The 2,173-nt window shown below is 64.9% G+C and carries 3 protein-coding genes; all 3 read right to left on the bottom strand.

The genetic code is table 11. The annotated features are described in order from the left end of the window. Positions 1-289 (bottom strand): hypothetical protein (locus HMPREF0975_RS16960; protein ID WP_232212548.1); only part of this gene is annotated, 289 nt, incomplete at its 3' end. 230 nt (positions 290-519) lie between these two features. Beyond that, positions 520-690 carry a sigma factor-like helix-turn-helix DNA-binding protein gene (locus tag HMPREF0975_RS17405; RefSeq protein ID WP_442852337.1) on the bottom strand — a complete coding sequence of 57 codons (171 nt, stop codon included), beginning with the start codon at positions 688-690 and terminating at the stop codon, positions 520-522. Positions 691-822: 132 nt separating this feature from the next. Beyond that, entirely contained in the window at positions 823-1,713 is an 891-nt protein-coding gene (locus tag HMPREF0975_RS14050; protein WP_009234890.1) for a replication initiation protein, read from the bottom strand. Positions 1,714-2,173: the final 460 nt, after the last annotated feature.

Genomic DNA, 2,173 nt, shown 5'->3' with positions numbered 1-2,173 from the left:
AAGGATTTGGGTTGGTGGTTTTTTGGGCGGTGACCAATCCCGATAAGGTCTTGGACTTGTTGGCCGCCTTGGTTCGTTTTCTGGGGCTGTAGAGGAAGTAGGGGGCGACGGGAGTATCCTCGTCGCCCCCTACCCCGTCCCCCTCGGGGACGCGCCCCTCCCGCCCATTCCCGGGCGCCTTCCCCGCGCGTTTTTCGGGGTGTGCTGTGGTGGGGGTGTTGGTGCTGGTAGGGGTGGGTTCTGGGTGGTGCCGGGTGGTGTGCCCGGTGTCACGCCCTGGGGCACGCATAGCTCTACGCCAGCCTCTACGCGGAGGTTTACGCACAGCCTTACGCGGGGGGTTATGCCGGGTCCTATGCTCAGGGGTACGCCCAGCGTTACGCCGGAGGATTATGGGCGGGTTAGGTTTACCTAAGTTATTGGGTATGCTGTTGGTGTTGCTGGGAAAAGTGGGCATAAAAGTGCCTCCCCGTCGCGGACAGCAATCGTGAGGGGAGGCGTGGTGACATCCTGTGGGTGTCAGGTCGAGGACTGCGGGTCCTCGTGGGTGTCGGCTGCTGTGGCGGCCTGTGCTGCTGCGCGGTCTCTGCGGGCGCGGCGGGCGCGTCGTCGGACGGTGTCGACGTGGAGGCCGAAGTGCGCGGCGGTCTGGGTCCAGGAATGTCCCTCATCGTCGTGGTAGATGAGGATCGCCTCCCGCTCGGCTGCTTTCTTGGTGAGCCACTCATCACGAGGCAGTGACGTGTGACGACGAACGTGGCGATACTCAGACCGGTTTTCTCAGAGAGTCCTCTAATGCTTTCCTTCCCACGATCGATACGCTTATACGTTGCCATTGAGAGCCTCCTGGATAATATTGGCACTTTTCTTTTGACGTGTTGGTCCGCTTATTTTTGCTCGTGTGGATTGGATTTTTGAGAATTCTGTCGGGGTGAATCTTTTCCAGATCCATTTGGCGATGGATCTGGATAGGTGGTGTATCTCCATGGTCGGCAAGGGCTGGCGGTTCTCGTTTTCGAGGGCGTGGTTGAGCATGGTGGCTCTGGCTTCGACGATCTGGGCCCAAGTCTCGGGGTCGTCGGTCCAGTAGCGGCGGATGGCGCGGTATCCCCAGGATCGGGTGCGGTCGAAGATGTCGACGTTGCGGCCGATACCGGAGGATTTGCGTGGTCTGGGGTCGTCCCAGGCGGGCAGTGCGCCGAGTGCTTCCAGGGGGGTGGCGAGGTCGCGCAGACTGTAGGTGGGGATGGTCTCGTGGTCCTGGTCCCACAGGGTGTGCCGGTGTGGGCCGGGGTGGATGGGGTTTCGGGTGATGCGGCCGGTGTAGGCGGTGTCGGCCCCCAGGACGTCGGTCAGGCCGGTCTCGATGCGGGCCAGGAGGCGGACGGGGCGGCGTCGGGCGGCGTCGGTCAGGCAGACGGGGGCGGTGAGTGCCCAGCCGAGATGTCCGGTCCCGACGGGGCCGCGTCGTCGGACGGCCCAGGACTCGTGGGGCAGGCCGAGCAGGGTGGTCAGGCCCTCGATCTCCGTGGTGTCGACGTCCACGATCACCAAGCTCTTCTTGACGAGGGGGTTGGCCTCGATGAGGGGGTCAGTGAGGGCCTCGTCTCGCGGCCGCCGACGGTAGGGGCCCGATTTTTCACGGCCGCTGAGGGGGCGTCTCGGCAGCCATGCGGCCTCCCATGAGGCGGCACGGGGGTTTTTCGGCGTCATACGGCCACTCTAACATGTTGCCCTGGGATATGTAGGTCTTAACCCATATCCGATACTTCAGATTTTTGGTGACCTGGTTCACAGGGGGTTGCAGGGGGGCTTGGGCCGCCCCCTGCACGCCGGCCCGGGTATTTGAACTGCCCCCGCTTTCGCTCCCCCTCCGGGGCCCGGCCCCTCCGCTCACGCTCAGCCGCTCACGCTCAGCCGCTCACGCTCAGCCGCTCACGCTCAGCCGCTCACGCTCAGCCGCTCACGCTCAGCCGCTCACGCTCAGCCGCTCACGCTCAGCCGCTCACGCTCAGCCGCTCACGCTCAGCCGCTCACGCTCAGCCGCTCACGCTCAGCCGCTCACGCTCAGCCGCTCACGCTCAGCCGCTCACGCTCAGCCGCTCACGCTCACGCCGCTCACGCTCAGCCGCTCACGCTCAGCCGCTCACGCTCAGCCGCTCACGCTCAGCCG

Source organism: Actinomyces sp. oral taxon 849 str. F0330 (assembly GCF_000239715.1).
Taxonomy (GTDB): domain Bacteria; phylum Actinomycetota; class Actinomycetes; order Actinomycetales; family Actinomycetaceae; genus Actinomyces; species Actinomyces johnsonii.
The sequence above is the reverse complement of the archived record's forward strand: the minus strand, read 5'-3'. Positions and strand labels throughout refer to the sequence as shown.